At 71.7% G+C, this 24,392-nt stretch carries 19 protein-coding genes; 9 read left to right on the top strand and 10 right to left on the bottom strand.

What is annotated here, in order from left to right; all coding sequences use genetic code 11:
• Positions 1-22 precede the first annotated feature (22 nt).
• The 3 genes from IE307_RS16870 to IE307_RS16860 form a co-directional block, all read right to left on the bottom strand.
• A complete protein-coding gene (locus tag IE307_RS16870; RefSeq protein WP_229904771.1) occupies positions 23-1,471 on the bottom strand; it encodes an alpha/beta fold hydrolase in 1,449 nt (482 codons plus the stop codon).
• Entirely contained in the window at positions 1,468-1,884 is a 417-nt protein-coding gene (locus tag IE307_RS16865; protein ID WP_191298881.1) for a hypothetical protein, read from the bottom strand. The genes IE307_RS16870 and IE307_RS16865 overlap by 4 nt, the downstream gene beginning before the upstream one ends.
• Before the next feature lie 62 nt (positions 1,885-1,946).
• The gene (locus tag IE307_RS16860) at positions 1,947-2,762 is read right to left on the bottom strand and encodes an alpha/beta fold hydrolase (protein ID WP_229904770.1); all 816 of its coding nucleotides are present in this window, start codon (positions 2,760-2,762) and stop codon (positions 1,947-1,949) included.
• Positions 2,763-2,815: 53 nt separating this feature from the next.
• Between IE307_RS16860 and IE307_RS16855 the strand changes: the two genes are divergently transcribed.
• From IE307_RS16855 to IE307_RS16845, 3 genes are read left to right on the top strand one after another with little or no spacing between them, the layout of a single operon-like run.
• Complete coding sequence (locus IE307_RS16855; protein WP_191298879.1) at positions 2,816-3,634, top strand: ABC transporter ATP-binding protein; 819 nt, start codon at positions 2,816-2,818, stop codon at positions 3,632-3,634.
• A gap of 24 nt (positions 3,635-3,658) precedes the next feature.
• Positions 3,659-4,615, top strand: a complete 957-nt coding sequence (locus tag IE307_RS16850; RefSeq protein WP_191298878.1) for an ABC transporter substrate-binding protein — start codon at positions 3,659-3,661, stop codon at positions 4,613-4,615.
• Positions 4,615-6,639: an iron ABC transporter permease gene (locus IE307_RS16845; protein WP_191299007.1), complete on the top strand. Its 2,025-nt coding sequence runs from the start codon at positions 4,615-4,617 to the stop codon at positions 6,637-6,639. Before IE307_RS16850 ends, IE307_RS16845 begins: the two co-directional genes overlap by 1 nt.
• 17 nt (positions 6,640-6,656) lie before the next feature.
• On the opposite strand, the gene IE307_RS16840 is transcribed toward IE307_RS16845, so the two are convergent.
• The 4 genes from IE307_RS16840 to IE307_RS16825 all read right to left on the bottom strand — a co-directional run bounded on the left by IE307_RS16840 (position 6,657) and on the right by IE307_RS16825 (position 11,810).
• Complete coding sequence (locus IE307_RS16840; protein WP_191298877.1) at positions 6,657-7,559, bottom strand: LysR family transcriptional regulator; 903 nt, start codon at positions 7,557-7,559, stop codon at positions 6,657-6,659.
• Positions 7,560-7,575: 16 nt separating this feature from the next.
• Positions 7,576-8,391 (bottom strand): SDR family oxidoreductase, encoded by an 816-nt coding sequence (locus IE307_RS16835; RefSeq protein ID WP_191298876.1) that lies wholly within the window; start codon positions 8,389-8,391, stop codon positions 7,576-7,578.
• A gap of 76 nt (positions 8,392-8,467) precedes the next feature.
• Complete coding sequence (locus IE307_RS16830; RefSeq protein ID WP_191298875.1) at positions 8,468-11,101, bottom strand: ATP-binding protein; 2,634 nt, start codon at positions 11,099-11,101, stop codon at positions 8,468-8,470.
• Positions 11,102-11,126: 25 nt separating this feature from the next.
• The gene (locus tag IE307_RS16825) at positions 11,127-11,810 is read right to left on the bottom strand and encodes a DUF2306 domain-containing protein (protein ID WP_191298874.1); all 684 of its coding nucleotides are present in this window, start codon (positions 11,808-11,810) and stop codon (positions 11,127-11,129) included.
• Between the two features lie 192 nt (positions 11,811-12,002).
• On the opposite strand from IE307_RS16825, the gene IE307_RS16820 reads away from it, so the two are divergent.
• Both IE307_RS16820 and IE307_RS16815 read left to right on the top strand, forming a co-directional pair.
• Positions 12,003-12,737, top strand: coding sequence for a DUF1990 family protein (locus IE307_RS16820; protein ID WP_191298873.1), 735 nt, complete (start codon positions 12,003-12,005; stop codon positions 12,735-12,737).
• 48 nt (positions 12,738-12,785) lie between these two features.
• The gene (locus IE307_RS16815; protein WP_191298872.1) at positions 12,786-13,856 is read left to right on the top strand and encodes an NAD-dependent epimerase/dehydratase family protein; all 1,071 of its coding nucleotides are present in this window, start codon (positions 12,786-12,788) and stop codon (positions 13,854-13,856) included.
• A gap of 9 nt (positions 13,857-13,865) precedes the next feature.
• Here the strand turns inward: IE307_RS16815 and IE307_RS16810 are convergent, their stop codons facing one another.
• The 3 genes from IE307_RS16810 to IE307_RS16800 form a co-directional block, all read right to left on the bottom strand.
• Positions 13,866-14,159: a hypothetical protein gene (locus IE307_RS16810; RefSeq protein ID WP_191298871.1), complete on the bottom strand. Its 294-nt coding sequence runs from the start codon at positions 14,157-14,159 to the stop codon at positions 13,866-13,868.
• A gap of 128 nt (positions 14,160-14,287) precedes the next feature.
• Entirely contained in the window at positions 14,288-17,005 is a 2,718-nt protein-coding gene (locus IE307_RS16805) for a GH92 family glycosyl hydrolase (protein ID WP_191298870.1), read from the bottom strand.
• A gap of 253 nt (positions 17,006-17,258) precedes the next feature.
• Positions 17,259-20,018, bottom strand: a complete 2,760-nt coding sequence (locus tag IE307_RS16800; RefSeq protein WP_191298869.1) for a sensor domain-containing protein — start codon at positions 20,016-20,018, stop codon at positions 17,259-17,261.
• A gap of 206 nt (positions 20,019-20,224) precedes the next feature.
• Between IE307_RS16800 and IE307_RS16795 the strand changes: the two genes are divergently transcribed.
• From IE307_RS16795 to IE307_RS16780, 4 genes are all read left to right on the top strand, one after another.
• Positions 20,225-21,385, top strand: coding sequence for a beta-ketoacyl synthase N-terminal-like domain-containing protein (locus IE307_RS16795; RefSeq protein WP_191298868.1), 1,161 nt, complete (start codon positions 20,225-20,227; stop codon positions 21,383-21,385).
• Between the two features lie 88 nt (positions 21,386-21,473).
• Positions 21,474-21,665, top strand: a complete 192-nt coding sequence (locus IE307_RS16790; RefSeq protein WP_191298867.1) for a hypothetical protein — start codon at positions 21,474-21,476, stop codon at positions 21,663-21,665.
• A gap of 152 nt (positions 21,666-21,817) precedes the next feature.
• The gene (locus tag IE307_RS16785) at positions 21,818-23,329 is read left to right on the top strand and encodes a sugar ABC transporter ATP-binding protein (RefSeq protein WP_373306016.1); all 1,512 of its coding nucleotides are present in this window, start codon (positions 21,818-21,820) and stop codon (positions 23,327-23,329) included.
• Positions 23,326-24,357 (top strand): ABC transporter permease, encoded by a 1,032-nt coding sequence (locus IE307_RS16780; protein WP_191298865.1) that lies wholly within the window; start codon positions 23,326-23,328, stop codon positions 24,355-24,357. The genes IE307_RS16785 and IE307_RS16780 overlap by 4 nt, the downstream gene beginning before the upstream one ends.
• Positions 24,358-24,392: the final 35 nt, after the last annotated feature.

The following is a 24,392-nucleotide window of genomic DNA, read 5'->3' as shown; positions in this document are numbered from 1 at the left end:
CTGGCCGGGCGCCCCACCACCGTCAGAACTGCTCGTTCGACCCGGCGGCGATGCGGAAGCCGCGCCCGGTCGGCTTGTGGGTGCAGGAGATGCCGGTTTCCTTGGAGACGCAGGTGAAGTCGCCTGCCGTCAGCGAACGCCCGTACGGCAGCACCTTCTCCCCACCGTTCATGCCGCCGTAGAGCAAGCCGCCCGTGCAGATGAAGTCGGTCCTGCCCTTCGCGTCGACGAACAGGCCGCTGCCCCAGCTGATGTTGGGGTTGCAGCGTTCGGGGCGAGGTGGGAGGGGCGAGGTCTTCCCGTGGCAGCCGGCGGACGGTTCGGTGAAGACGATGCTGCAGGTGAAGTTCCCGGAGGGGGACTTGAACGCGTAGTACTCAAGATATTCGTTCGGCATGCGGTAGTCGTCGGGGTTGACCGGAATCGGCTGCGCGAGGGCGTCGACCGCCCCGGACACGGCGGCACCGATCCGGTCGAGTGTCGGTGCGTCACCGGTGTGGTTCATGTGCGAACAGCTCGCCGACGACGTCGCGAGGATCAGGTACCAGCCGGTCGCCGGGCTGAGGGTGTTGGACTGCAGGTCCTTCAGCGCGACGAAGTCCAGGGCGAGACCGGCGGGTACCTCGAGCGCGTGTCTCGTGCGCATCAGGCCGTGGTCGACGGTGCAGGACTGGGTGACGGTCGTCAGCCGTGCTCCATCAGCCGGGCTCACCCCCTCCGGGCCTGAGGTGTGGTAGCCGTGGGCGGACGGCACGGGCACGACTCCGTCGCTGACGAGCGGCAGCGAGTAGAGCCGGAATCCGAAGAGGCTCCGATCGACGGTGACGTCGCCGGCGACCTGCGTGACGTTCGTGCGTGCGGGCAGCCACGGAGGCAGATCGCTCTTGCACCCCTGGGGAAGTGCGCTTCCCTTGTCGTGGGGGCCCAGGCACAACGCCGCCTTGTGTTCGGGCGCGGGCTGGTCCCTGTCGCCCGCCTTGATCGCGTGGATCTGGTCGGCCACCCAGGTCGTGCCCCACGGCGACCCGAGGTTCGGCGTGCCGAGGGTGACCACGTGCGGAACCGTGTCGCCCTTGCCCTGCAAGGCGTAGCGCAGCGCGAGGCCGCCCATCGAGTGCGCGACCACGACCACCTTGCCGTCGCCCCCGGCTCCCTTGTGGTCCTTCGACACAGCGTCGACGAACCGGCTCAGGCACCCGGCGATCTGCGTGTCCGAGGCCCAGTGCAGCGATCTGCGGCTGTAGTCGAACGTGAACGTGCTGACGCGCTCGCCGAGCCGGGCGGCGAGTCCGTTGGCGGTGTCGGTCATCGGGCCGCCGGTCCAGCCGTGCACCAGCACGACCGGGCGACGGGTGGCGGCCTGTCCCTCCGCCGTGCGCCAGTCGCCGCAGTCGTCGGTGACGGCGGAGGCCGGGGTGATCGTGGCGGCCAGCACCACGAGTGAGGCGAGCACTCTCAGGAGCGTGGTCACTGCGACACCTCGGTGCTGCTGATCTTCCAGTTGCCGTCGTGCAGCACGAAGTGCAGCGTCCACGTGGTGGGGGAGGGGCCACCGGCCTGGGCCTTCGCCGTGGCGGTGCCGTCCTTCGCGTCGTCGAACGTCGCGACGTCGATCACCAGCGGTGTGATGGTCGCGAGCTGGGCCACGGCGCCACCGTCGAGGGGCTGGGCGTCGGAGATGGCCAGTGCCCGGCGCACCCGTGACTCGTCGGCGCTGGTGATGTCCGCGGCGAGCGCCTTCGCCGCGTCGTCGCTCAGCGGCGCGGCCGCGGGGACGGAACTGGACGGCGCCGGGGTCGCCTGCCCGCGTTCGGTCCGGTCCGTCAGGAGCGAGAACGCCACGAAGGCGAGCACCACGGCCACCGCCACGCCGCTCGGGATCATCCACCACCGCGAAGACATGTCCGGCCTGTCGCTGCGGGTGTGCGGCCCGTTAGCGCAGGGCCCTACAGCGAACGGGTGAAGTGCCTCCGGACCTCGTCGGCGACCAGGGCGGGATCGGTCACCGGCACCATGTGCCCGGAGTTCGGTGCGAGCACGTGCCGTCCGCCGGCCCTGGCCGCGGAGGCACGGTGCGCCTCGGTCACGGCCGCGCGCACCTTCGCGCCCATGCCCGCGGAGTTCAGCGCGCCCGAGATCACGGTGACGCCGATGCCGCCGAGATCGGGCGGTGTCTCCCGCAGCGACCGGAGATCGGCGACCACGGCGGCGAGTTCGGCCTTGCGCGTCTTCGTGGTGGCGACCGTGAAGCCCTCGGTGCGCATGTCCTGCCGCGCGTCCTCGGGCAGGGCGCCGAGGGTGGAGCGGTAGGCGGTGGCGAGCAGTCCGAGGCGGGCCAGCGCCGCGCTGCCGATCTGGCCGACCGCCTCCGCGATGCGCGCCGGACGGCCGAAGACGAGGTCGCACCCCTCGTCGGACGGGTCCACGAGGACGAGGCCCACGACGCGGTCCCGGCGCCGTGCGGCGGCCAGGCGCGTGATCGGACCTCCCCAGCTGTGTCCGACGAGGACGATCTCGCCGGGGATGGCGTCGATCACGTCGACCAGGTCCTCGGCGAGGTCGCGCAGCCGGCGCGGACCGGTCGCCGGAGCGCTGCGGCCGAGCCCGCTGCGGTCGTACACGATGGACGGTCCGGCCAGGTGCTGCTGGACCAGTGCCCAGTACGAGCGGTTCGCGGCCAGTCCGCTCTCGAACACCGCGGTGGCGGTTGCGGGGCCCTCCCGGCGCTGTGCGTGCAGGTGGCGTCCGTCCCTCGTGGACACGATGTGAGGTTCGCCCTGCGAATGAGTCATGGAACTTAGGTTAGGCTCCCCTCATGTTGGAGACGGACGGGGTGGTGCTGACCGGGCGCGGTCTGGTGCTCGCGCACCACGAGCACGAGGTCGTGCACGGCGTTTCGGTGGAGCTGGCGCCGGGAGCCGTCACGGCGCTGGTCGGCCCCAACGGGTCCGGCAAGTCGACGGTCCTGCGGTCGCTGGCACGTCTGCACAGGCCCAAGGGCGGCGAGGTGCACCTGGGCGAGCGGGCGGTGTGGCGCGGGTCGGCGTTGTCGGGCAAGGAGTTCGCGCGCAACGTCACCCTGCTGACCCAGCAGCGGCCCACGCCCTCCGGGGTGTCCGTCGAGGACGTCGTCGGCTACGGGCGCCATCCGCACCGCTCGGGCTGGCGCGGCACCGACCCCGGCGGCGCGGCCGCCGTCGCCAGGGCGATGGCGATGACCGGGGTCGCCGACATGGCCTCCCGCGGTGTCGACGAACTGTCCGGCGGCGAGTTGCAGCGGGTGTGGCTGGCGTCGTGCCTGGCCCAGCAGACCTCGGTGCTGCTGCTCGACGAACCGACCAACCACCTCGACCTGCGCTACCAGGTGGAGATCCTCGACGTCGTGCGCGACCTGGCCGACGACCACCAGGTGGCGGTCGGCGTGGTCCTGCACGACCTCGACCACGCGGCGATCGTCGCCGACCACGTGGTCCTGCTGTCGCAGGGGAAGGCCCTTGCGAGCGGTGCCGTGAAGGAAGTGCTCACGGCGCAGCACCTGACCGAGGCGTACGGCGTCGTCGTGCACGTCGCGGACGACCCGGTCACCGGAACCCTGCACTGCCGCCCCGTCGGCAGGCGCACACCCCGCGTCTGAACCACCCCCGTCTGGAGAACTGTCATGCGCATCCCCCTCCTGGTCGCGGTGTCCGCGATCTTGCTGACCGCCTGCGGCACAACGGAGACACCGCAGTCCGGGCAGACCACCGAGAACGCGGGCGGGCCGGTCACGGTCACCGACTCCCGCGGCAAGGCCGTCGAGCTGAAGTCCGCCGCGAAGCGCGTCGTCGTCCTGGAGTGGGGCGAGGCGGAGATCGTCGCGTCGCTGGGCGTCATGCCGGTGGGCGCGGCCGACACCGCGGGGTACAAGACCTGGAACGCGTCCGTCCCGCTGGACGCCTCGGTCAAGGACGTCGGCAAGCGCGGCGAGCCCAGCGTGGACACGATCGTCGCGCTGAACCCGGACGTGGTCGTGATGGCCGCCGAGCGCGACTCGCCGATCGTGCCGCAGCTCGAGAAGTACGTGCCGGTCGTGGTGACGAAGTCCAGTGACGCCGCCCGCAACTTCGACCGCCTGCGCGAGGACGTCAAGATGATCGCCCAGGCGATCGGCAGGACTTCGGAGGCAGACGCACTTCTGTCCGAAATGGACACCAAGCTGGCCGACGGCAAGAAGGCGCTGGCGGCCAAGGCGGGCACGCCGTTCTTCATGGCCGACGGCTACCTCGAGGGCAGCACGGTCAGCATCCGCCCGTTCGGCAAGGGATCGCTGGTCTCCGACACGGCCGAGGCGCTCGGCCTGAAGAACGCGTGGACCGGCCAGGTCGACCCGCAGTGGGCCCTGGGCCAGACCGACGTCGAAGGCCTGACCGCGCTCACCGACCCGAACACCGCCCTGTTCTACAGCGCGTCGGAGGACGACGTCTTCACCACCGGCCTCGCGCAGAACCCGGTGTGGCAGCGGCTTCCGTTCGTGTCGGCGAAGAGGGTCCACAAGTTCGAGCCGGGCACCTGGACGTTCGGCGGGCCGAAGTCCGTGGCCCGCATCGCCGACCAGTTCGTGAAAGCCCTCGCCTGATCGTGAGGAACGCCGTCGTCGCGGCGGCGAGCGTGGTGGTCATCGCCCTGCTCGCCGCCGTCCACCTCACCCAGGGCACCGCCGACACCGGCGTGCTCGACGTCCTGCGCGCCGTGGTCGGGGCCGGTGACGAGCAGACGTACGCCGTGCTGTCCGGCTCACGGGTGCCGCGCCTGCTCACGGCCCTGCTGCTCGGCGTGGCGCTGGGCGTCGCGGGCGCGGGCATGCAGTCCGTGGCCCGCAACCCGTTGGCGGCTCCGGACACGCTGGCCGTGAACGCGGGCGCGTACCTCGCCGTCGTCGCGGTCTCCGCCCTCGGCCTGACGCTGCCGGTGCTGCCCGCCGGTGCCACGGCGTTCGTCGGAGCGCTCGCCGCCGCGGCTCTCGTGCTGGGCCTGTCCGGCGCCGGCTCGGCGACCCCGCGGCTGGTCCTGGTCGGCTCGGCGGTCACGCTGGCCCTGCAGTCGATCACCATCCTCCTGCTGCTGACCTACGAGCAGGAGACGACGGGCCTGTTCGCCTGGGGCAGCGGCTCGCTGAGCGTCGCGAACCTGGACGCCACGACGCAGATGGCGCCGATCGTGCTCGCCGCCACCATCGCGCTGGTCGCGATGGGACGGTCGCTCGACGTCCTGGCACTGGGCGACGACAACGCGACCGTCGTGGGCCTCAAGGTCCGCCGCACCCGCGTCGGCGCGGTCCTGCTGACGGTGGCGCTGACCGCCGCCGCGGTGACCGTCGCCGGACCCGTCGGGTTCGTCGGCCTCTGCGCCCCGGTGATCACGCGCCTGCTGATGTCCGGGGAGGGCAGGCACCGCGTGCTGCTGCCCCTGTCCGGCCTCCTCGGCGTCGTGCTGGTGCTCGGCGCCGACGTGGTGCTCCGCGCCGCGATGGGTTCGGCCGGGGCACTGCGCGTGCCGACCGGCGTGATCACCACCGTGCTGGGCGCCGTGGTCCTGGTCTGGCTGGCTCGCCGCAGCCGTCCGGGCGGCACCCGCCGCCAGCCCCCGGCGGGCCGGGTCTTCCTGGCGGGAACGCGCCGCCGGCTCGTCGTCACGAGCGTGGCCGTCGCCGCGCTGCTGGTGGTCGCACCGGTCGTCGGCATGCTGCTCGGCGACCGCCTCGTGCTGCTGGGCGACCTGGTGAACTGGGTGTCCGGCCGCACCGGCACCGCGTTGACGTTCGTGCTCGACCAACGTCTGCCCCGCGTGCTGGCGGCCCTGACCGCAGGCGCCGCGCTGGCCGTGTCCGGCTGCGGCATCCAGTCCGTGAGCCGCAACCCGCTCGCCGAACCGGGCCTGCTCGGCATCACCGCGGGCGCGGGCCTCGGCGCCATCTCGCTGATCACGTTCGTACCGCTGGCCGGGGCCTGGCTGGTCGCCGGTGCGGCAGGTGCGGGCGCGATGATCGCGTTCGCACTGGTCTACGGCCTCGCCTGGCGGTCGGGGCTCGACTCCGACCGGCTGGTGGTCATCGGCATCGGGCTGTGGTCCGGCGGGATGGCGCTGATCACGCTCATGATCGTGACCTCAGACCCGTGGAACATGGCCAAGGCGCTCACGTGGTTGTCCGGCTCCACCTACGGCCGCACGCTGGACCAGGTGGTGCCCGGCTTGATCGCGCTGGCGGTCCTGACCCCGCTGCTGTGGTCGCGGCACCGCGAGCTCGACCTGCACAGCATCGACGACGACACACCCCGCATCCTCGGCGTCCCGCTGGAACGGTCGCGGTTGGCGGTCCTGGCGGCGTGCGGCGTTCTCGCGGCCACGGCCGTCGCCGCGATCGGCGTCGTGGCCTTCGTCGGTCTCGTCGCACCGCACCTGGCCCGCTCGCTCGTCGGCGGCCGGCACGCACGGGTCATCCCTGTGGCGGCGGCGATCGGTGCGGTCCTGGTGAGCGTCGCGGACACCCTGGGGCGCACGGTGATCGCTCCCGCGCAGGTACCGGCGGGGCTGGTGATCTCGTTGCTGGGCACGCCGTACTTCGTGCTGGTGTTGTGGCGGTCGCGAGCGGTGCGGACGTGACCGCACCGCCTGGGCGGTCACGAGCCGTGCGGACCTGAGCGCAACGCCTGCGCGAACACGTCGGCCGCGGGGGAGCGGTCCTCGTCGGTGACGACGACGGTCTGGCGCCGTTCGGCCAGACCGGGGTCGCGGACCGGGACCCACGTGACCCCGCGCGGGACGACGTCGGCGGCCAGTCCGGGCAGGACGGACACGCCGAGCCCGGCGGCGACGAGCCCGAGCCGCGTCTGCCAGGTGCGGGCCTCGTGGCCGACGTGGGGCGCGGACAGCGTCGGCCAGGCGCCGAACTGCGGGCCGCCCTCCCCGCCCGCGCCCACGACCCACACCTGGCCGGCGAGGTCGCGCACGTCGACCTCGGTCCGGGTGGCGAACGGGTGCCCGTCCGCCACGGCGACGCCGAGTCCGCGTCCGCCGGGCACGGACTCGGCGCGCAACCCGCTGAGGTCGTAGTCGGGCAGGCCGTCGCCGACCGCGATCACCGCGACCTCGATCCGGCCCGCCCGCAGGCGCCGGAGCAGCGCCGGGCTGCCCGCCTCGCCGAGCCGGACGGCCAGCGCGGGGTGCTCCTCCTTCACCCGCGCCATCGCCCGCGGCACGAGGCTCGCGGCCGCGGTCGGGTAGGCGCCGACCGCCAGGCGGCCCGCGATCCGGTCGCGCAGGCCCGCGATCTCCAGTTCGGCGGCCTCCAGGTGCACGACGACCTGTCGTGCGTGCTTGAGGAGGGCCTCGCAGGCGGTCGTGGGGCGGACGCCGCGCGCCCACCGTTCGAACAGCGGGCTGCCGACCGCCGTCTCCATCACACCTACCTGCCGGGAGATCGCGGACTGCGTGTAGCCGAGCACCTCGGCGGCCGCGGTGAACGAGCCGCGCCGTGCGACCTCGACGACGACGCGCAGCCCGGCCAAGGTCATCTCCGACATGCGCGCCAGTATCCGCTCAGACCTCGTGGTCCGCGGCGTGCGCCGACTCCTTCTGCGCCTCGAACGCCGCGAGCCGCTCGCGGACCGCGCCGGTCACCAGTTCGTAGGCGTCGGAGTTGAGCAGCAGCCGCAACGGCGGCGAGTCGGACGAGGCGGCCTCGATGATCGCGTTGGCGACGCCCGACTGGCTGCCCGGCATCGAGTCGACCGGCGGCGGTGACGTGTCGGCGGGACCGCCCCGGTAGGGCTCGCTGACCGGCACGCGCTGCGCCGAGTCGTAGAAGCTCGTGCGGACCATGCCGGGCTCCACCAGCACGGTGCTGATGCCGAACGGCGCGACCTCGGCGGCCAGCGTCTCGAAGTAGCCCTCCACGCCCCACTTGGTGGCGTGGTAGATCGCGAAGCCGGGGAACGTGACGTGCCCGCCCATGCTGGACATCTGCACGAGCACGCCGCCGCCTTGCTCCCGCAGCAACGGTACGGCCCTGCGCGCGACCTGGATCGACGCGGTGAGGTTGGTGGCGATCGAGTCCTCGACCTGCTGGTCGCTGAGGTCCTCGGCGGCGCCGAACACGCCGCTGCCCGCGTTCGACACGACCACGTCGATGCGGTCGTGCTCGGCGAACGCCTCCCGGAGCACCTTCCCCACCTGCGCGGTGTCGGTGACGTCGAGAGCGCGGCGCCACAACCGGTCGCCGTACCGCTCCGCGAGGTCGTCCAGCCGCCGCGGGTCGCGCAACGTCGCGGCGACCCGGTGGCCGCGCTCCAGAACCTGCTCGGCGAGCTCGCGCCCGATCCCCCTGGACGCTCCTGTGATGAACCATGTGGACATGCGTTCCACGCTAGGCAGGCAAAGCCATGAGAACCAGCGATGGTTTCGCAGCTGAGCCATGCGTGAGACGCATGGCTCACGACGAGAGGCCGGGGTGGTCCTTGAGCTGCCGCCGCGAGGTCACCCCGAGCTTGTGGAAGATCGCGCGCAGGTGCGCGTCGACCGTGCGCTTGCTGACGAACAGCTGGCCTGCGACCTCGTTCGACGTCGCTCCGGCGGCGACCAGCCTGGCGACGGCCACCTGCTGCCTCGTGAGCCTGTCGTGGACCTGCGCCGGCCGGCTTTCGACGCCCTGCCCGGCGGCGCGGAGCTCCTCGGCGGCACGTCCGGCGAACGCCTCCGCCCCGGACGCCGACAGCAGGTCGTGGGCCGTGCGCAGTTCTCGCAGGCACTCCGTTCCACGGCCCGCACGGAGCAGCCACTGGCCGTAGAGCAGGTGCGCGCGGCCGCGGTAGGGGCGCAGCGGGCTGTCCGCGAGCGACTCGACGGCTTCCCGGTAGTCGTCCTCGACGCCCGTCACCAAGCCTCGGGAGTACGCCGTGACCCCTCGGCCGAGCGCGGTTCCGGCGGCCTGGGTGCGTTCGGTCAACGCCTCCAACGCGCGTGCGGCGACATCCGGCTGATGACATCGCACGGCTGCTTCGACGAGTTCGGGCAGGGCCGCTCCGGTGAGGAAGAGGTCGCCGTGCCCGGTCGCCGCGCGGGCCGCGGTCAGGGCCGCCGCGTGGTCGCCCACACCGTTGTGCAGCAGGGCGGCACTCCAGTGCAGGCTGGCCACGTGTCCCGTTCCTCCTGCTGCTCGGACGAGGTCCAACGTCTCCTCGCGGCGGCCGCCCATCGCCGCCAGCAGGAGCCGGTGGTGGCGCAACGGGGGTTCGCCGACCGCGTCGGCGACGGCTTCCTCCTCGGCGGTCGCGGCGAGCGCCTCCGCGAGGTCGCCGCGGAGAACGGCGCCGGTGGCCTTCTGGGCGAAGGCGAGCCTGAGCAGCAGCGGTGAGCCCGACTGCCGGCCCACCTTGAGCAGCCACTCGGCGATGGCGAACTGGGTGTCGAGGTCCCACAGCTCGGTGCTGATCATCGACGCCAGCGCGGGCCGCCGGCTCCACAGCGGACCGCCCTCGCGCAGCACGCCGCGCACCATCGGAAGCGCGGCACCGTATCCCTTCTCGGACCACGTGATCAGCGCTTCGAGGAGGTCCGGCTCGGCCGGCGCCGGTGCCACGGCGCGGGCCGCGGTGAGGATCTCCTGGACGACCCCGCCGGCACGGCCGACGACGAAGCTCGTCTCGATGGCGTCGAGGAAGGCGTCCCGGGCGAGATCGGGCGCATGACCCGCCAACCGTCGCGCCGCGCTCACCGTCCACGACGGACCACTGCCGTCGCCGGGGCGGCTGAAGGCGATCCGGCCTCGCGCCAAGTCGGCGCGGGCGCGCCGGGGATCGTCGAGCGCCGCGGTCTCGACGGTCGCGAGCAGGTCCGCCGCCCGTTCGACGGCACCCGCCTCGATGCAGGCCTCCACAGCGGCCAGCGTCCGCTCGGCACGGAGCCGCCCGTCCAGGGACAACGCGACCGCGCGCTCGAGGAACGCCGCCGAGGCCGCGACGCCACCCCGCGACCGGGCCCGTGCCGCGCAGTGCTCCAGGTCCGCCGCGACGCCGTCGTCCGGCCCGGCGCAGGACTGCGCGCGGTGCCACGCCCGCCGGTCCGGCGCGGTGAGCGGGTCGGTGGCGTCGGCCAGCGCCCCGTGCACCGCTCGGCGTGCGCTGCCGGACGCGGCGCGGTAGACCGCCGAGCGCGCCAGCGGGTGGCAGAAGCGGACGCGGGCGCCGAACTCGACGAGCCCCGCGGTGTCCTCCACGGCCCCGCCGACGCCCAAGGCTTCGGCGGCCGGCCACAGCAGGCCCGGATCGCCGGTGGGGTCCGCGCTCGCGACGGTCAGCAGCAGCCGCGCGTCCTCGGGGAGCCCTGCCAGCCGGGCGCGGAACCCCTCCTCGATCCGGGACGGCACCGAGGACGCGGCCGGAGCGGCGAAGCCGCCGGCCAGGGGGAGCTCGAGCAACGCGAGCGGGTTGCCGTTCGCCTCGGCGACGAGCCGGTCGCGGACCCTGTCGTCGAGGGGGAACGGGTTCCGCGCGGCCAGCAGGGCCTTGGCGTCCTGGTCGCCCAGCCCGCCGACGGGCAGCAGCGGCAGCTCGCCCAGCGCGTCCGCCGTGGACGGAGAGCGGAGTGCGAGCACCACGGCGACGGCGTCGGACCCGACCCGGCGGGCGAGGAACGCCAGCGCCTGCGCCGAGGCCGTGTCCAGCCATTGCGCGTCGTCGACCACGCACAGGACAGGCCGTTCCGCACTCGCCGCCGTGAGGAGGTCGAGGACCGCCAGGCCGACTTGGAAGGGCTGTGGTGTCCCGTCCGCCAGGCCGAACGCGATCCGCACCGCCTCCCGGCGCGGTCCGGGCAGGGAGGCGAGGTGGCGCAGGACCGGGACGCAGAGCTGGTGCAGCGCCGAGTAGGGCAGTTCCTGTTCGAACTCGGACCCGGCGGCTCGCAGCACCTGGAAACCGGAGGCCGCGTGCACGGCGTGCGCCAGCAACGCGCTCTTGCCGATGCCCGCCTCGCCGCTGAGCACGAGCGCGCCGCCACGGCTCTCCCGCGCGTGACCGACCAGGTCGCCGACGCGCCGCTTCTCGCCGTCCCGGCCGATCATCGCCATGCTGCCCATTCTGGCGGCAGCGACCTCAGCCGACGGCCACCGGCACCTTCTCCTGCCGGGCCGGCGACTTCAGGAACCGGTGGACGATGAAGTACTCGGCGATGAGCACGTTGCCGACCAACGACAGCCACGCGCTCGAGGTGTAGACCTCCCGGTACTCCAGCCACGTCACCGAGTTCATCAGCGCGAGGAGCGGCAGCTGGTAGAGCCGCAGGGTCACGGCGGCGAACGTCAGCGTGTAGTTGCGGATCATCCAGATCCGGTGCATCTGCACCTCGCGCCGCCGGATCGAGGTGTAGGCCTTCGCGGCGGTGTAGAGCCAGGCGACGATCAGCACGAAGAACGCGACCTGCAACGCGAACCCGCTCTTCGTGACCGCCGACGAGTACACGGCGGCGAGCGAGGCGACGACGACAGCGACCAGGTAGACGCGGCCCGTCACCCGGTGCAGCCGGGGGTAGCGGGTCCGCAGCTTCGGCACGAACTGCCACGGCCCGGTGACGAGCGCGATCCCGGCGGGCACGGCGTGGATGACGAGGCTCGTGTAGTACCCCGGCGTGATCCGGTCGAGCCCCGGCACGGTCGTGCCCCCGACGAGGTACGGCGGCACGAAGACAGCGGCGGTGGCGAGCGCCGCCAGCGCGACGAGTCCCCACCCGAACCACCACCAACGCCTGCCGGTGGTGCGTGACACGACTGCAGTGGACATGCGTGTTTCCCACTTCCTGTGCGCAACGATCGAGAGCCGCGGGAACACAGGGCCGTCACGTCGCCGGGGCAGGGCGAGGGGATGCGTTCCGCGCTGTGATCATCACCCCGTCCCGCGTGGTGCCACATCGGCACAACATGCCTATTTCCCGCCGGTCAGGATCAAGCGGCGAGCTTCGGGTACTCGGCCTGGATGCGCATCATGCGGGCGAGCGAACTCCCTGTTCACGAGGCGGTTTCGCGACTGCGCGAGAGGTCCGTCAACTACGACGTGGACGAGGTCCGCGGGTCGTCGTGGCACTTCGACCACCACCGGTTCGTCCTGGGCACCGACCCGCCGGGCCGCCCGCGGGAGGACTCCGTGTGGTGGCACGCCCACAAGGAGGTGGCCGCGTACGCGTTCACCCCGGCGGGCCTGCTGCACGCCCACTACCTGCGCGAAGCCCCGTTGCTCGGCAAGGACCTGCTGCTCGTGGGCCGGTTCGCCGTGATGAGGTTCGTGATGGGCGTGCGGATCACCGAGACGGGGTTCGACGAGGACGGCGTGCGCTACTCCTGGGGCTGGAGCTACGAGACACTGCAGGGGCACATCGAGCGCGGCCGGGTCGACTACCGCGTCGTCAAGGACCTCGAGTCCGGCCTGGTCACGCTGGAGGTGAACAGCTACAACCAGGTCAACCCGCGCGCCCACCCGCTGATCCGGCTGGGCTGGTCGGTCTTCGGCAGGAGCGCCCAGCACCGGTTCTACACCTCCGTCGGGGAGAACCTGCGCCGTCTGGCCCGGCAACCCGAGGCGACGGACACGCGCACGGGCGACGAGGACGTCGTCGAGGTGCCCCGCGACGCCGGCTCCGGGAAGGAGCCGTTCTGGGCGATCGCCGTGCTCGACGGGGCGCGCGACCCCGGACGGGCGAATACCGGCCCCTAGCTCGAGTACACGCCCCCGAACAGGACTTCCAGCGCGGAGATGAGGTCGATGGTGAAGATCGTGATCACCGGGGCGTCGGGCAACGTCGGCACCGGTCTGGTTCGCGCCCTCGCGGCGGACGGCCCCGGCCACGAGGTCGTGGGCGTGTGCCGCCGTCCACCCGGGACGGTGGCGCCGTACGACTCGGTGACGTGGCAGAGCTGCGACCTGGCCTCCGACGACGCGCCGGACGTCCTCGAGGAGGTCATGCGCGGCGCCGACGCCGTGGTGCACCTGGCATGGATGTTCCAGCCCGTCCGCGACGGGACCCGCCTGCAGCGCACGAACTTCAAGGGCACGGCGGCCGTCCTCAGGGCCGCCCGCCGCGCCGGGGTCCCGCACGTCGTGCACGGCTCGTCGATCGCGGCCTACGCGCCCGCGCCGACGTCCACCGTGCGCGAGGACGCGGCGACCACGGGGATCACCGGCTCCGAGTACGGCGAGGGCAAGTCCGAGGCCGAGTCCGAAGTGGCCCGCTTCGCCGCGGAGAACCCGGACATCGCGGTGGCGGTGGTCCGCCCGACCCTGGTCATCCAGGCCGGTGCGTCGGCGAGCTTCCTGGCGCTGTTCCTCGACCCGCTGGTGCCTCAGCAGCTGTTCGGCCTGCTGCGCCGCGGCCGGATTCCGGTGCTGCTACTGCCTTCGCCGCTCAGGGTGCAGCTCGTGTACGCCGACGACGTCGGTGACGCGATCGTGCGGATCCTGCGCGCACGCGCACGCGGGCCGTTCAACATCGCCGCGGACACGCTGGAGCTGAACGACCTGGCCTCCGCGGCGGGCGCACGCGGCCTTCCCGTGCCCGCGCCTCTCGTGAAGGCGGCGGTCAGCGTGCTGTGGAGGCTGCGGGTGCTGCACATGTCGCCGGGGTGGTTCGACGTCGGCACCCGGTCGCCGCTGATCGACACCACCCGAGCCCGCGAGGAGCTCGGGTGGGCACCGCGCAAGTCCAGTGCGGACTGCGCGCGCGAGCAGATCGGCGGCATCGCGGACGCGGCCGCGCTGCCGAGCCCGGCGTTGCGCCGGGACCGCTTCAAGACCGAGCCGCGGGGTTCCCCGCCGGTGCGCCTGGCCCGGTTGTGAGCTCCGGCCCTACGCGCCGGACTCCCGCAGAACGATCTTCATCACGGCGGGCTTGACCCGGTCGATCCCGCCCCAGACGGTGTTCAGGCTCGCGACCCGCACCGTCGTCACCTGACCGACCAGAACCCAGTAGGCGCCGTAGAGGGTGTCCCGGAACTCGACGCCGGGCCCGTCGGACGGTTTGGTGCGAGTGAGCGGGGCGATCTTCACGGCGTCGTCGTCGCCCTCCTTCACCCCGGTCTTGAGAACGACGACCTTCTTGTCCGCGCATTTCCTGACAGAGCCGACTCGCAGGGACGGCATGGATGATTCCCCCTCTTCAGTACGTGACGAACGCACTGTGGAGCGGGGAGGTCGACGGTTTGTCGATCGGATGTGGATCAGGCGTGTGCTCCTGACCAGGCAACACGGCCTGGTCAGGAGCACATCCGCTAACTGGCGTAAACCTCGAACTCGTAGATCCGCGCCGCGGTGTTGCCGTTGTTCGCCGGCGTGGTGACGTTCAGCCGGACGTACCGCGCCTGCCGTTGGGTGATCGGGTGGTGCGCACGGCTCGCCCGTACCGACGACACGTTCACGACCGTGGTCCAGTTCGTGCCGTCGACCGACGTCTGGACGTTGTACGCGCCGGTGTTGTAACCCGTGCTCTCACCGCCGAGTCCCGCGTGCTTCAAGACGAACGACCCGACGTTCTGCGTCGAGCCGAGGTCCACCTGGAGGAACTTCGTCCCGGTGGCCAGGGAGCACCACTTGCCGCCCAGACCGCCGTCGAACGCCTTGGCCGCCGCCTCGTTCGCGTTGCAGGGCGTGGACGCCGTGGCGGCCTTGCCGAGCGCGAGGTTGGTACCGAGGTTCGGGGCAGCGGGCGGGGGAGTGAAACCGTCGTTGTAGGACGGTGGCACGTCCGCCGCGTTCGTACCCCACGTGCTGGGCGAGGAGCCCATGGTGAAGTTGAGCGTCGCGGTGCCGGAGATGTCCCCGTACCGCAACCAGGTGCGCGTCGAGGCCACCCCGTTGCGGTTGAAGCCCTGCACGTACTGGGCGGACGGGCCGGCACCCGTGCCGTTGATCTGCAGCGTGCCCGAAAGCCTGGTGATGGTGACCGACGGGAACAGCGGGCCGTGCAACGCGAGCACGTCCGCACCGGGCGTGGGCGGGTACAGCCCCATGGCGGACCAGACGTACCACGCCGAGGTGGCGCCGAGGTCGTCGTTGCCGGGCAGCCCGCCGGCGGCCGTCGTGAACGACTCGGTCATCACCCGCCGCACGGCCGCGCTCGTGCCCTGCGGGTAGGCGGCGTAGTGGTACGCCCACGGCACGCCGTGCTCGGGTTCGTTGCCGATGTAGAAGTACGGCTGGCTCAGCCCGCCGTTGAGCTGCGTGAAGTGGTGGTCGAGGCGCTGGACCGCCGTCTTCGGACCGCCCATCAGGTTGATCAGGCCGCCGAAGTTGTACGGCACCATCCACGTGTACTGCGACGCGTTGCCCTCGGTGTAGCCGCTCGGGCTCGCCGGGGTCACCGGCCACGCCCACGAGCCGTCGGCGTTGCGCTTCTGCACGTAACCGGACTCGGGGTTGTAGACGTTGGCCCACCACTGCGCGCGGGTCATGTAGGTGTTGTACTTCGCCGTGTCGCCCACGGCCCGCGCGAACTGGGCGACGGCGAAGTCGGACGCCGAGTACTCGAGCGAGTCCGACGGGTCCTCGGTGATGTAGTGCCTGCTGAGGTACCCGGACTGGCGGCCGCGGATCGCCTGGCCCTGCGTCGTGCCGCCGTTGGAGCTCTTGTCCATCAACGCGAGCGCGGCGGTGGTGTCGAACCCGCGCACCCCGAACGCGTAGAGGCTCGACACGACGATCGGGCCGGGATCGCCGTTCATCACGAAGTGCTCGTTGCTGTTGTGCGACCACTTCGGCAGCAACCCGCCCTGCTGCCCGTCGAGCACCATGGACTTGGCTATGTCACTGGATTCCGCGGGCGCGAGCAGGGCTATCAGCGACGCCCACGACCGGTAGATGTCCCAGCCGGAGTAGTTCTGGTAGACGGTGTGCGACGCCGTGCGCACGGTCTGGTCGAACCCGCGGTACTGGCCGTTGACGTCGCTGGCGATGTTCGGGTTCTGGAACACCCGGTACAGCGCCGTGTAGAACTTCTGCAGGTCAGCGGCGGAACCACCTGTCGCCTGCACCTTGTTCAGCACGTCGTTCCACGCGGTGTCGGCGGCCGCCCTGATACCCGCGAAGTCGAAGCCGGGACTCTCGGCCGCGAGGTTCGCCTGCGCCCCCGCGATGCTGACGAACGAGACACCGACCTTCAGCTGCACCACGGGGTTCGCGGACGTGTCGAACGTGACGTAACCACCCGAGTTCACCCCGCTGGTGCTCGCGGACCCGGCCGTCACCGTGCCGCCCAGCCACGTGCCGAACCCGGTCGGCGCGCGGTCGAACTGGATGGCGTAGTGCAGCGGGTAGGTCTTGGACGCCCCGCAGAACCCGCCGCCGGTGAACGTCCCGGTGAGCTGGCTGCCGTTGATCGCGATCGACCCGTTGCGGTTGCCCGTGGCGCTGCGGCTGCTGTTGATCAGCACCCTGGCCGTGGCGGTGCTCGGATAGGTGAGCTTCATGAACCCGGTGCGCTTGGTCGCGCTCAGCTCCACGCCGGTGTTGTAGGTGTCGAGCCGGTTCTTGTAGTAGCCGGGGGCGGCCGACTCGCTGGCCTTCGTGTAGGTGCCCGCGTACCCCGTCCAGTTGGTCCCGGGGGAGGTGGCCAGGGTGCCGGTGACCGGGAGGATGCCGAGGTCCTCGTTGTTGGGACAGCCCGCGCCGTTGAAGTGGGTGAGGCTGAACTCCTCGATCTTGGTGTCGCTGTAGCGGTAGCCCGACGGCGAGGCGGTCGGGGTGTCCGGGCTGAACTGCACCATGCCGAACGGCACCACGGCGCCGGGGTAGGTGCTGCCGCCCGCGCCACCGGGAACGGGGTTGGGCGAGTTGCTGTTGTCGGTGCCGATGAACGGGTTGACGTGTTGTGTCAGGGCGAGCGCCGCCGGTGCGGCGGACGCCGGGGTCGCGGTGACCAGACCTGCGATCAGCAGACCGGCGACCGCCAGCGGAATCGGGTGTCTGGCGCGTCGGTGCAGGGAGCCGAGCATCGACCTTCCTCTCCTCGTCAGGCAGGGAAGACAACGTTGTCAACGCGCAGGCCGGTCCGCAGGAAGTAACGACAGCGCGACGCTGAGCAGTCGTGTCACCTGCGGGACGCTACTAGTGCTCACGTTCCGGCACAGGAGACCGTTCGGCCGCAGAACTCACGGTCAGCTCACACCAGAGTCCGTTCCTGCCGACCCGGCCACGACGTCACGCGGCCACGACTTCACCCGGCCACGACTTCACCCGGCCACGGGCTCACAGGTCCGCCAGCGGCACCGGTCGTCCCAGCAGGAACCCCTGCGCCTGGTCGCACCCGAGGGTCCGCAGGATCTCCAGCTGCTCGACCTGCTCGACCCCCTCGGCGATCACCGTCATGTCCACCGCGTGCGCCATCGCGACGATGCTCGTCACGATCGCCTCCGCCTCGTCGGACCGGCCGAGCCCCGTGGTGAACGAGCGGTCGATCTTGAGCGTGTCCAGCGGCAGGGTGAGCAGCTGGGCGAGGGAGGAGTAGCCGGTGCCGAAGTCGTCGATGGCCAGCTTCACGCCGAGGTCGCGCAGTGCCGCGAGCGTGCGGGCGGCCAGGGCCGGGTCGCGGGTGAGGGCGCTCTCGGTGATCTCCAGGCACAGCGAGCTGGGGTCGAGGCCCGCCTTGTGGGTGGCGTGCCGGACGGCGGACACGAGCCACGGGTCGTCGAGCTGGCGGGCCGACAGGTTCACCGTCAGCTCGAGGTCCGGGGCCAGGTCGGCGATCTCGCGGGTGGCGGTGTGCAGCATGTGGGCGCCGACGATGTTGATGAGGTCGCTCTCCTCGGCGAGCGTGATGAACTCGCCGGGGGAGATGAGGCCGTAGCGCGGGTGCGTCCAGCGCAGCAGGCCCTCGACGGCGGTGCGCCGGTCGGTGCGCAGGTCGACGATCGGCTGGTAGGCGAGCCAGAGCTGGTCGCTCAGGGGTGCGGTGCGCAGGTCCTGTTCCAGCTGCAGGCGGCGCTGGATGCTGTCGCGCAGCTCCACGTCGAAGAACGCGATGCGGCCGCGGCCCCTGGTCTTCGCCTGGTACATCGCGAGGTCGGCGTCGCGGAGCAGGTCGGCGCCGCCGCGGGGGTCGCCCGCCTCGGCGAGCACGATGCCGACGCTGGCGTCGACGTGCAGTTTCCGGCCGTCGACCGAGATCGGGCGGTTGAGCTCCGCGCGGACGTGGTCCGCGAGCGCGGTCGCCTCGTCGGGGCCTGTCACGCCGTAGGCGATGACGGTGAACTCGTCGCCGCCGAGCCTGCCCACGACGTCGCCGCGGCGGGCGCTGCGGCTGAGCCTCGTGCCGACCACGCGCAGCACCTCGTCGCCGGTGCTGTGGCCGAGGGAGTCGTTGATGACCTTGAACTTGTCGAGGTCGATGAACAGCACGGCGGTGAGGCCGGAGCGGTGGGTGCGCGCGGCGGGACTGAGCCGGTTGATCGTCACCGTGCGGTTGCACAGGCCGGTCAACGCGTCGTGCGTCGCCTCGTGCTCCAGCTGGCTGTCGATCATGCGGCGTTCGGTGATGTCGGTGAACGACACGACCGTCGCGGACGGCAGCATGCCGTCCGGGGAGAGCGCGCGGGCGCTCAGCGACAGCCAGACGTGGCTGCCGTCGGGGCGCAGCGAGCGGAGGATCCGGCCGTGCTGCGCCCTGCCGGTGGCGCGGGTGATGGCCGACGAGTACTGCTCCTGCGGGACGGGCTGGCCGGACTCGTCGTGCAGTTCGGCCAGCGCCGCCGGCTGCCCGATCACCTCCTGCGCGCGCACGCCGAGGATCCGTTCGGCGGCGGGGTTGACCGACTCGACGAGGCCGGTGCTGCCGACGACGAGCACGCCCTCCTCGATGGCGGCGACCACGGCCGTGAAGTGGTGCTCGGCCCGCCGGCGGGCGGTCTCGTCCGCGCAGATCAGCACGTAGCCGTCGTCCATCCGGGCTGCGGACACCCGCATCGCCAGCGCGCTGCCGTCGGCGCGCCGGTGCACGGCGTCGACCACACCGCCCGCCTCCAGCACGGCGACCGGGTCCAGCGGCGCGCCCACGACCTCCGCGATGGGGCGTCCGATCGCCTCGATCGCACGCCGGCCGTAGACCTTCTCCGCGCTGCGGTTCCAGGCCGTCACGACGGCGTCGGAGGTGGTGCCGATGAGCGCGTCGCTCACGTGCTCGGCCAGCGCGGCCTGGTAACGCAGGGCCGCCGCGGCCGCCTTCTGCTCGGTGACGTCCCGCATGATCACCTGGAACGCCGGCTTGCCCTCCCACGTCGTGCGCACCGAGACCGACTCGATGTCGGTGGTGCCGCCGTCGAACCGGACGAGCACGGCGTCCGACGGGTCGCTCGTCGCGCCGGGCTCGGTGAGCTTCGCGATCCGCCGCAGCATCTCCGGCGCCGAGTCCGGGTGCACGAAGTCGGTGATCGGCCGCCCGAGGAGGTCGGCCTCGGACTGCGCCCGCACGAACTCGACCGCCGCCGGGTTCGCGTACACGAGCAGCCCGGACTCGTGCACCACGATCGCCTCGGGCGCGAGGTCGACCAGCAGCCGGTAGCGGTCGGCGAGGTCCGCGAGCTCCTGCTGCTGGACGTGCCGCCGGGTGACGTCGGCGACGACGCCGACCAGGGCGCGCGCCGAGTCGTGGGTCGAGACGCGGGCGCGGAACTGCAGCCAGCGCGTGCCCACCGGGGACTCGAGGGACTGCTCCAGCTCGAAGTCCTGCCACGCCGGCGCGGCCTTCGCGGCCACGGTCAGCGGGGCGATCAGCTCGGTCAGCCGGGTGCGCACGGTGTCGTCGTCCGCTCCGGGCACGCCGATCACCGCGTCGAGTCCGGGCTTCCAGCCGAGCTGGTCGGAGCCGAGGTCGAGCCACCACACGACGGCGGCGCCGACCGAGAGCGCGAGGTCGACCAGCAGCTCGTGGTCGAACTCGGCGTCACCGATCAGGCCGCTCACGTCCTGGTACCCCGATCCGGCGTCATCCGGGGACCGCGGTGGTGTGACCATCGGGAAGTCCTACTACACAGTCGACCAGCGGCGCATCCGTCTGGCGTGAACATGGTGTGCCGTTATATCGGGTCGCCGAGACCGGCCGATGATCAGGGCCCACTCTCCTGAGTCTACTGTGGACGATCATTGTGTTACCGAGAGTTGGTTTACACCGTTATCCTCACTCTAATAGGTGTCGACCCTCGGGGTGAGGGGAGCTGGATGTGGTCGCTCTAGGTGTAGGTATCTGCGGAATTGGCGTGGTCAGCGCCTACGGGTGGAACCGTGCGTCGCTCTGGGAGGGTCTGCTCAGCGGCAAGCCCGCGGCGTCGATCGTCCCCGAGCTCGGCCGGTTCCCGGGTGACACCGTCTGGGCCGCGTGCGTGGGCGAGGGCGGTGATCCGGCGGACGGGCCGAGCCGGTTCGCCCAGGCGATGCGCTCGGCGGCCAGGGAGGCCGTCGAGGACGCGGGCAGACGCGGGTGGACCCCCGGCCGCCGGGTGGGCCTGCTGCACGCGGTCGTGCTCGGCGAGGTCGACCTGTGGCGCGACTTCTACGTCACGCGCGGTGGCCGGTTGCCGGTGCACGACTACCTGGCGTTGATGCCGTCCACGCCGATGTCGACGTTCATGCAGGAATACGGTTTCCACGGGCCCGCGATGAACGTCTCGGCGATGTGCGCGTCGGGCAACGCCGGACTGATCACGGCCAAGGCCTGGCTGGACGCCGGAATCGTCGACGACGTCGTGTTCGTGGCGACGGATCTGTCCCTCACCCCCGAGAACGTCTCCCACTTCGTGCGGCTCGGCGTGGCGATCGTGGACGCGGAGCCGCTCGACGCCTGCCGGCCGTTCCAGGAGGGCAGCCGGGGGTTCGTGATGGGCGAGGCCTCGGTGGCGTTCGTCCTGTCGCGCGACGCCAAGAACCCCTACGCCCGCACCCTCGGCGGCGCGATGTCGCACGACGCCTACCACGTGACGTCGATCGACCCGGGGCTCGACCAGATCACCGCCTGCTTCACCGACGCCCTGGACAACGCCGCGGTGAGCGCGGCCGACGTCCGCTACCTCAACGCGCACGGTCCGGGCACGGCCCAGTGCGACACGGCCGAGGCCGCGGTGCTCGAACAGCTCTTCGGACCGGACACCGGGGTCTACTCCGTGAAGCCGATGACGGGGCACTGCCAGGGCGCGGCCTCGGCGATCGAGGTCGCGGTGACCGCGATGGCGTACGACAGCGGGATCATCCCCGCGCCACCGGTGGTCGCGTCGGGGCACCCGCGGCTGCTCGACGGCCCCACCCCTCTGCGCGACGGTCTCACGATCAAGTCCTCGCTCGGCATGGGCGGCCACAACTCCGTGGTCGTGCTGGCGCCGCCCGCCTGACGTGCCGCCGTGGGTGGAGCCTGCTCCACCCACGACCGGGCAGCTCAGGGGATCCTCCGAGAGCCACGTCGTCACTAGCGTTCTCACCATGACGAACAACGAGATCGCGACGAACTCCCAGGCACGACACCGCCGCCCCCTGCTGTGGACCGCGCTGGTCGTGACCGCGCTCTGCAACGCGGCCGCGTCCCTCGCCGGCCTCACCGCCGTGGGGATCGTGTTCGGCTTCCTGGTGCTGCTGTGCGGTGCCGGTCTGGTCGTGGAGCACCGCCGGCGCTGATGCCGACGAGAGCCCTCCGGTCAAGGCCGAAGATGGCCGATATGTGCCACCCCGACCATCTTGTAAGGACAAATCCGGCTCATTAGCTTTGCAGTCCTCAGGACAGGATTTCCTTCCGGCACAACGGTTGCCGGGCCTCGGAGGACTCAATGGTGAGCACGGACGCGGCACTGCTGTCGGTCCGGGGCGTGATCAAGCGCTTTCCCGGCGTGACGGCCCTGGGCGGTGTGGACTTCGAGGTCCGCGCGGGCGAGGTGCACTGCCTGCTCGGGCAGAACGGCGCCGGCAAGTCGACCTTGATCAAGGTGCTGGCCGGCGCGCACCGGCCCGACGAGGGCGAGATCCGCTGGCGCGGCGAGGTCGTGTCGTTCGGCAACCCGACCGCCGCGATGCGCAGCGGGGTGGCCGCCATCTACCAGGAGCTCGACCTCGTGTCGGGCCTGTCGGTGGCCGACAACGTGTTCCTGGGCCACGAACTGTCCACAGCGGGCTTCACGCGGCGAGCGGACGCGCGGCGCAGGACACGCGCTCTGCTGCAGAGGCTGGGGCACCCGGAGATCTCGCCCGACCGCGACGTCGGCCGGTTGTCCGTGGCGCACCAGCAGATCGTCAGCATGGCGCGGGCGCTGTCGCTGGACGGGCAGCTGCTGATCATGGACGAGCCGTCGGCCGTGCTGGACCCGGACGAGGTGCGGGTCCTGTTCGGGATCATCAGGGAGCTCACCGCCCAGGGGGTGGCGGTGATCTACATCTCGCACCGGCTCGCGGAGATCAGGGAGATCGGCGACCGGGTGACCGTCCTCAAGGACGGCCGCACCGTCGCGACGGGACTGCCCGCCCGCGAGGTGAAGACCTCGGACCTGATCGCGCTGATGACCGGGCGCGCCATCGACAACGTCTTCCCGCAGCGCAGGCCGGTCGACCCGGCCGCGCCCGAGGTGCTCACCGTGCGCGGACTCGCCGACGGTGACCGCTTCGAGAACGTGGACCTCACGGTGCACGCCGGTGAGATCGTCGGGCTCGCGGGACTCGTCGGGTCGGGCCGGTCGGAGATCCTCGAAACCGTCTACGGCGCGCGCAAGGCGGCCCAGGGCACGGTCGAGGTCGACGGCAGGAAGCTGCGCCGGGGGAGCGTGGGCGCCGCCGTGCGCGCCGGGATGGGGTTGTGCCCGGAGGAGCGCAAGAGCCAGGGGCTGCTGCTCGACCAGGCCGTCTACCGCAACATCACCGTCTCGTCGATGTCGTCGTTCGCGAAGTTCGGGTTCCTGGACGACCGCGCCGAACGCGCCCGCGCGACGAGCCTCACCGAGTCGCTCGACGTCCGCCCGGCGGGCGTCGACCGCGTCGTGCGCGGGCTGTCCGGCGGCAACCAGCAGAAGGTCGTGCTCGCGCGGTGGCTGCTGCGGGAGTGCCGGGTGCTGCTGCTGGACGAACCCACCCGAGGCGTCGACGTGGGCGCGCGCAGCGAGATCTACGAGCTCATCCGCGCGCTCGCGGACTCCGGTGTCGCCGTCGTCGTCGTCTCGAGCGACGTCGAGGAGGTCCTGGGCCTGGCCGACCGGGTCCTGGTGGTGCGCGAGGGCCAGGTCGTCCACGACGGCCCGGCCGACGAGATCGACGAGTCCCGGGTCCTCGACCTGGTCATGGAAGGACACGCCGCATGAGCGAGGACACCGCCGCCGTGCCCGCGCAGCAGGTTCAGAAGGTCCCACCCGCGAAGGAGTCCGGCGTCTCGGCGCTGCTCTCCTCCCCGGCAGGGCGCAACACCGGACTCGTGGTCGCACTGGTCCTGCTGTGCATAGGAGGTGTGGTCACGGCCGGCGACCGGTTCGCCGACGTCGACAACCTCCTGACCATCCTGAGGCTCGCGGCCGTGATCGGCGTCGTGAGCGTCGGCATGACGTTCGTGATCACCGGCGGCGGGATCGACCTGTCGGTCGGCGCGATCGTCGCGCTGTCCTCGGTGTGGGCCACCACCCTTGCCACACAAGGGATCGCGAACGACACGCACTGGATCGTCATCGTGTTCACCGCACTGCTGGTGGGCGGTGCGTGCGGACTGGTCAACGGCGCGCTCATCGCCTACGGACGGGTCGTGGCGTTCATCGCGACCCTGGCGAGCCTCGCCGCCGCCCGCGGTCTCGCCGAGATCCTCTCCAACCGCAAGACGCAGATCGTGAACGTGCCCGGCTTCACCGCGTTCTTCGACGCATCGGTGCTGGGGGTACCGGTGCTCGTGGTGATCTTCGCGCTGGTCGCCGCCGGGGGCTGGGTGCTGCTCAACCGCACCACGTTCGGCCGCCGCACGTTCGCGGTCGGCGGCAACCCCGAGGCGGCGCGGCTGGCCGGCATCGACGTGCGGCGCCACACCGTGATGCTCTACTCGCTGCTCGGCCTGTGCTGCGGGCTCGCCGCCGTGATGCTCATCGCCCGCACCACCACCGGAAGCGCCACCCACGGTGGCCTGTACGAGCTCGACGCGATCGCCGCGGTCGTGATCGGCGGGACCCTGCTCTCCGGTGGGCGCGGCACGATCGCGGGCACCGTCTTCGGCGTCCTGATCTTCACCACGCTGTCGAACGTCTTCACCCTCAACAACCTCTCCATCTCCGCCCAGGCCGTCGCGAAGGGCGCGATCATCGTGGTCGCGGTTCTCCTCCAGCAGCGCCTGGCACGACGCAGTGGCGCTTGACGCCGCACCTCTCGACCGCTGCCACCCGAGGAGAA

The organism is Lentzea cavernae (assembly GCF_014653695.1).
Classification (GTDB): Bacteria; Actinomycetota; Actinomycetes; order Mycobacteriales; family Pseudonocardiaceae; genus Lentzea; species Lentzea cavernae.
This window is presented reverse-complemented; position numbering and strand designations above follow the sequence as displayed.